The following is a 6,554-nucleotide window of genomic DNA, read 5'->3' as shown; positions in this document are numbered from 1 at the left end:
GCCGCTATACCGTCAACGGAACGGTCCGCTACGAAGGTACCAATAAACTGGGTAAAAGCCGTGATGCACGCTGGCTTCCGACATGGAACGTTGCCGGATCATGGAACATGCATGAAGAAGAGTTCTTCAAATCACTGGAACCGGCTTTGTCTCATTTTACACTGAGAGCTTCCTACAGTCTGACTGCTGACAGCGGCCCGTCAAATGTAACCAACTCCCGAGCCGTATTTATGAGTAAAAATCCCTGGAGGCCTCAAACCAATGCACAGGAATCGGCCCTGGAACTTTATGATATTGAAAACAGCGAACTGACCTACGAAAAGAAACACGAGCTCAATATCGGGGCAGACATGGGATTCATCAACGATCGGATTAACTTAAGTGTGGACGTATACAAACGGAACAACTACGACCTGATTGGATCTACAACAACCATGGGTATTGGCGGTGTAGTGGATAAAATGGCCAACGTTGCTGAAATGAAATCACACGGTGTGGAGGTTTCCCTGTCAACGACAAACATCAACATGAAAAACTTCCGATGGACAACCGATTTCATTTTCTCTTATACAAAGAACGAAATTACAAAAATGAATTCTTCAAAAAGGGCTATCGATATGATTACAGGCAGCGGGTTTGGTATGAAGGATTATCCGGTACGCTGTCTGTTCTCTATCCCGTTCCTCGGACTGAATGAAGACGGGCTGCCTACTTTCCTAAATGAGAAAAAAGAAGTTACGGTCTCTGACATCAACTTCCAGGAAAGTAATGATATCAGCTTCCTGAGATACGAAGGACCGAGCGAACCAACCGTTACGGGTAGTTTCGGAAATACATTCTCTTATAAAGGATTAAAACTGAATGTATTTATGACCTATTCTTTCGGAAACAAACTGCGTCTGGACCCGGTATTCAAATATTCTTACTCCGACCTCGATGCCATGCCGAAGGAATTCAAAAACCGCTGGATGATCCCGGGAGATGAAAGATATACCCATGTACCCGTGATTTCAAGTAAACGCCAGCACAATAAGAACGGTAGCCTGTCATATGCATACAATGCATACAACAATTCCGACGTACGTGTAGCTGACGGCGGGTTTATCCGTATGAAAGAAATCTCCCTTTCCTACGACTTCCCCAAAAAGCTTATCACAAAAATCGGGTTTAACAGCCTGTCCATGAAATTACAGGGAACAAACCTGTTCTTAATCTATGCCGATGACAAACTGAACGGCCAGGATCCTGAATTCTTCCGTTCCGGTGGTGTTGCCGCTCCTGTACCCAAGCAGTTTACATTCACTTTAAGGTTAGGCTTATAAAAATTGATGACTATGAATAAAAAATACATTATATCACTATTTGTCACAGCACTGGCCTTAGGCAGTGTTTCGTGCGACGATTATCTGAGTACGGTTCCGGATAACCGGACAGAGCTGGATACTGATAAAAAAATAACGGACCTTTTAATTACAGCTTACGCTACACATTTACATATTTTGGCAACAGAAACAATGTCAGATAATATTGTAGATGTTGGTACGAGTAAATATTCCTCTAATGGACGAATGCAGGAACAATTCTATTTCTGGGAAGATCCGACAGAAGATGGAAACGAATCTATTAAAAGTGTATGGGAAACTTACTATGGAGCTATTGCAACAGCTAATCAAGCTTTGGAAGCCATTGAAAAAATGGGCAACCCTGAAAGCTTAAGTGCTCAAAAAGGAGAGGCTTTAATATCGAGAGCTTACCATCATTTTGTTCTGGCAAATATTTTTTGTATGAGCTATAATGAACAAACCAGCTCTACAGATCTTGGGATTCCTTATATGGATCACCCGGAAACGACAGTAGCCCCTCATTATGAAAGGGGAACGGTAAAAGAAGTGTACGAAAAAATCCAGAAAGACATTGAAGAAGGACTTCCACTAGTAGATGACAACATTTATACCGTACCGAAATATCACTTCAATAAGAAAGCTGCCTATGCTTTTGCTGCACGCTTCTATCTATATACCCGCAATTACGATAAAGTGATTGAATGCGCAAACGAGGTGTTGACAGCAAATCCGAAGGCGATGCTGCGGGATGTAAAGTCTTATACAACATTTACTCAGGAATACGGTCCTATCGCGGAGGATTATATCCGGGTAGAGCATCCGGCTAATTTGCTATTGATGACAGACTATACGCAAATGGCTTTGCTATACGGAAACTACTATACAGGAAAAAGATTCATGAATTCAGCAGAATTTTCAAAACGGGCAACTACCAGAACAAACGGACCGTGGGGTGATTATGTAGCTAAGTTATTTTATCTGTCTCCTCTGTATTATAGCGATTTTGTTGCTAGTCCAAAATTACCTTATCTTTTTGAATATACCGACCGGGAAGCAGGTATTGGTTATATCCGTACCGTATATCCGGCTTTTCATACAGATGAAGTCCTCCTTTGCCGGGCAGAAGCCTATATCATGAAAAATGATTTCACGAATGCTACAGCAGATTTAAATTTATGGATGCAACAGCACGTAAACGTTAATTTCGATCTGACAAGAGAAAAAGTGAATGACTATTACTCTAAACTGGCTTTTTCCACCGCAACAGCACCCAGTGCTAAAAATAGAATGAGTCCGGATTTCACTATGAGTCAGGAACAAGAAAATTTTATGTACTGCCTGATCCATTTCCGCCGGATAGAGACCATTGCAGAAGGTTTACGTTGGTTTGACATAAAACGCCTGGGAATTCAGATTTATCGGTGGTCAGAAAGTTTGTCTAAAGAATATACAGCCACAGACTCTCTTACTCCGACGGATCCGCGCCGGGCTGTTCAGTTACCGATTGATGTAATCAGTGCCGGAATGACGCCGAATCCGAGATAGTACTTACATAACTTATTAATAAAGTATGAATATGAAAAAAATAATAATATATCTGTTAGCTCTTACATTGACAGGATGCCTCTGCTCCTGCGATGATGACAAACCCAGCGGTCACAGTATCTTCCCTACGGATGGTGAAGAGGGAAGTGAATTTGACCAGTGGCTGCTGTATAACTATGTATATCCTTATAATATCGAGGTAAAATACAAAATGGAGGATATCGAGTCGGATATGAAGTATACCCTGGCTCCGGCTTTACCTGATAAATGCGTGGCTTTGTCTAAAGTAATCAAATACCTATGGCTCGAAGCTTACGACGAAGTGGCAGGACTGACTTTTACCCGCACCTATACTCCCCGTGTAATCCACATGATCGGTTCCGGTGCCTATAATACAAACAATACAGTCGTTCTGGGTACAGCCGAAGGCGGATTAAAGATCACGCTTTACAAAGTAAATGACATCGATCCGGAAACAGTGACGGCGGCTCAACTCAACAGTGACTACCTGAAAACAATGCACCATGAGTTCGCTCACATCCTGCATCAGACAAAGAATTATTCTACAGAATACCAGAACATTACCGGTAAAGATTATATCGGAGATCAATGGAGCTCCGGCTCCCAGACAGAAGCACTGGCCCGTGCAAAAGGATTTATCAGCCGTTATGCCCGTTACAGTGCAGATGAAGATTTCGTGGAAATGATCTCTATTTTCGTTACCCGGGATCAGGACGCATGGGAGGCATTACTTGAAGCTTCCAATACCGTAGCTGACGGAAACACGGAAACAGGTAAAGCCCTGCTTGAACAAAAATTCGAGATCGTAAAGGATTACCTGAAAAATTCCTGGAATATCGACATCTATGAATTGCGCAGTGTCGTTCAGAGACGTGGAAATAGTCTGGACCAATTGGATTTAACAAAAATTTAATACATAGTCTGTTATGAAGAAAATACTATATTTACTCCTTCTTCTCCCGTTCTTCTCCCTGCAATCCTGCGTAGAGGACGAGAAAGACATATTTGATGCTTCTGCTGCCGAAAGAATCGCGGCTGCCATGAAGGAATACAGGGCTACCCTGGCCGCTGCTGAAAACGGCTGGTTGCTGGCTTACTATCCCGAGAAAAATCACTCTGTGGGGGGATATAACATGATGGCTAAGTTTACAGCCGACGGTTATGTTACCCTTTCCTCAGAAGTAGCTACCCGGAATTATGCAGCCGGAGATACCGTAACTTCCCAGTATGAGATCATCTCTGATATGGGACCGGTGCTGACGTTCAATGCCTATAATGAAATTCTGCATCATTTCACAGAACCGAACGGCTCCGCTGATGTAGACGGTATGGCCGGGGATTATGAATTCGTGTTTATGGATGTGAAGCCGGATAAGATCATATTAAAAGGAAAGAAATATGATAACAAACTGGTCATGACCCGTCTGGATGAACCGGTAGACCCAAAAGCTTATTACCAAAGTATTGCTGATATGGAGAAAAAATCTTCTTATAGATATTACAATCTTTATATACAAGGAGACACTATTTGCCAAGCCTCTTTAGTAGAAAGAACATTGGAAATATCCTATGAAGTAATTGAAGCCAGAGATACAACCATACAGGAAGAAATTTTAGCTTTTACTTTTACACCTTCAGGGATAAAACTTTACGAACCTTTTACTTTTAAAGGAAAAGTAACAATGGAGAATTTCAATTGGGATAATGAGAAGAGTTCTTTTATCTGTACTGACCCGGATGCTGATGTCAGATTTGGAGTTCATTGATAAATAATTATTAAGTAAATAATTTATAGAAATGAACCTTCAAATTCGGAAAAGAATTTTTAATAGATATCTCTAATTATAAATTAGGATTAAAAAAATCACATATGAAAAAAATATTCAGTTTATTAATAATGACACTCTGCCTCTTTTTGGCAGGGTGCTCCGACGAAGAAAATGATACTACAGTTCCTGAACTGGGTATTGATAATTCCGGAGTAATATTTAAGGCAGCCGGAGGAACGGGAACTATTGAACTGAAAGCTCCCGGTGCCACAGCTACTGCTGATCAGGATTGGTTTACCGTGTCCCTTTCCGGAAAAACGATTACTGTTACGGCTTCTCCTAACAATTCAATTACTGGACGTACCGGGCAAGTAATTATTGAGCAAAATGGTTTAAAAAGAAGTGTACCTGTAACCCAGACCGGTAATAAAGCACCGGATCCTGAAGTAACAGAAATTCTACTCCCTATAGAAGCAGGCGAGACTGTTATATTGGTGAATAGTGACATGCCTTTTACGGCAGCTACTGAAGCTGATTGGTTGTCAACACGGGTAAGTGGTGACTCATTGATTTTGAAAGCTACTGACAATAGAGCACAACCTATCCGCAAAACAACCGTAACAATCACTTCTACTATTTTTAAAGTATCTGTTGATGTTACTCAGGATGGTATTGTTTTAATCCCAGAAAACACAGACGTAATCCTTTCCAATGACGGAGAAACCCTGAAAGTGTCAGTAGAAGCTTCAGGAACATTCACGGCTAAATCCAGTGCATCCTGGTTAAGTGTTAGCAAGGGCAGCAACTATGTAAATCTTATAGCTCAAAAGAATACTGGAGCCACTGCCCGTACGGCTGTAGTAACTTTAAGCCTGGACGGTTATAGTGTTGAGATCAATGTAACTCAAAGGCTTTATATTTATACAGACTATCTGGGAACTTGGAAGCTAAATGCAAAATCTAAGAGTGACGGTAGTACTGTAACCCTTGAAGTGGAAATTGTCGAAAAAGTAGCAGGAACTTCTTATTTGGTATACGGTTGGGGTGGTTCAAGTCTGGCTAAAGATTTCCCCTTTACTATGGATTTCAATGCAAGTACTGGAAAACTTTCGGTTAAAAATCAGCCAAGTCTGGGTGTGGATGCCGAAGGTAATAAGCCTGGTTTTACAGGAGCTACAGCAGAATATGGTGTCATTACCGGATCCTACACTTGTATGGAAAGTAAAAGGACAGGTAATACTGTTACCTGGGTAATGGGAACTGTTAGTAATGGACCGCTGGTTGGTGTAGGTTATCATTTTATCAAAGTGGGAACGACTAGCTGGTATTCTTACAATGTTGATCCTGTCACTACAAATATGACTATGACCAAGGTTTCTTCTTCTACAAATGGAATGAATATGCAATCAGTTCTTAGGACAGATTCACAAACTATTTCTCCCGTTAAAGCGGTAGCAGAGAAATAAATTTTAGTAATTTTTCAAAATAGCCCCGGAAAACGATGATTTTCCGGGGCTATTTTTATGTCTGTCACTTATTATCTTTAGATAGTTATTAATACTTTTCGAGTATTTATTTCTATATCATTACCTTCCTTCCTATTTCTTATAACTATTCATATTCATTTTTCAGCATTCTTGGCTTATTATAAATATTAAATTGATTACGATTTTGTTTATTTATTAAAAATTAAATTTTAATAATTTTAACTGTATCGATTTCGTGTACAATACATTAATTAATATAAATAAACATTATTTTATTTCTCTCCTTTTCTCTTCAATATTATATGTTCGTTTTTATTGGTAATCCAGGCCTGGTAAGTGTTTTATAACTTACTGTATACCAATTATATATAAAACATAAACAACGTGAA

At 40.2% G+C, this 6,554-nt stretch carries 5 protein-coding genes; all 5 read left to right on the top strand.

Features of this window, described 5'->3' with window-relative positions; all coding sequences use genetic code 11:
- On the top strand, positions 1–1,322 hold a 1,322-nt coding region (locus tag Q0465_RS02995; RefSeq protein ID WP_298612619.1), incomplete at its 5' end, for a TonB-dependent receptor.
- A gap of 12 nt (positions 1,323–1,334) precedes the next feature.
- Positions 1,335–2,888 carry a RagB/SusD family nutrient uptake outer membrane protein gene (locus Q0465_RS02990; RefSeq protein WP_298612617.1) on the top strand — a complete coding sequence of 518 codons (1,554 nt, stop codon included), beginning with the start codon at positions 1,335–1,337 and terminating at the stop codon, positions 2,886–2,888.
- A 31-nt stretch (positions 2,889–2,919) separates the two neighbouring features.
- Positions 2,920–3,822 carry a putative zinc-binding metallopeptidase gene (locus tag Q0465_RS02985; protein ID WP_298611075.1) on the top strand — a complete coding sequence of 301 codons (903 nt, stop codon included), beginning with the start codon at positions 2,920–2,922 and terminating at the stop codon, positions 3,820–3,822.
- A gap of 13 nt (positions 3,823–3,835) precedes the next feature.
- On the top strand, positions 3,836–4,675 hold the full coding sequence (locus Q0465_RS02980) for a DUF4302 domain-containing protein (protein WP_298612615.1): 840 nt from the start codon (positions 3,836–3,838) through the stop codon (positions 4,673–4,675).
- 104 nt (positions 4,676–4,779) lie between these two features.
- Positions 4,780–6,144 (top strand): BACON domain-containing carbohydrate-binding protein, encoded by a 1,365-nt coding sequence (locus Q0465_RS02975; RefSeq protein ID WP_298612613.1) that lies wholly within the window; start codon positions 4,780–4,782, stop codon positions 6,142–6,144.
- The last annotated feature ends 410 nt before the right edge of the window (positions 6,145–6,554 follow it).

It is taken from the genome of uncultured Odoribacter sp. (genome assembly GCF_937966165.1).
In the GTDB taxonomy this organism is placed as follows: Bacteria; Bacteroidota; Bacteroidia; order Bacteroidales; family Marinifilaceae; genus Culturomica.
The sequence above is the reverse complement of the archived record's forward strand: the minus strand, read 5'-3'. Positions and strand labels throughout refer to the sequence as shown.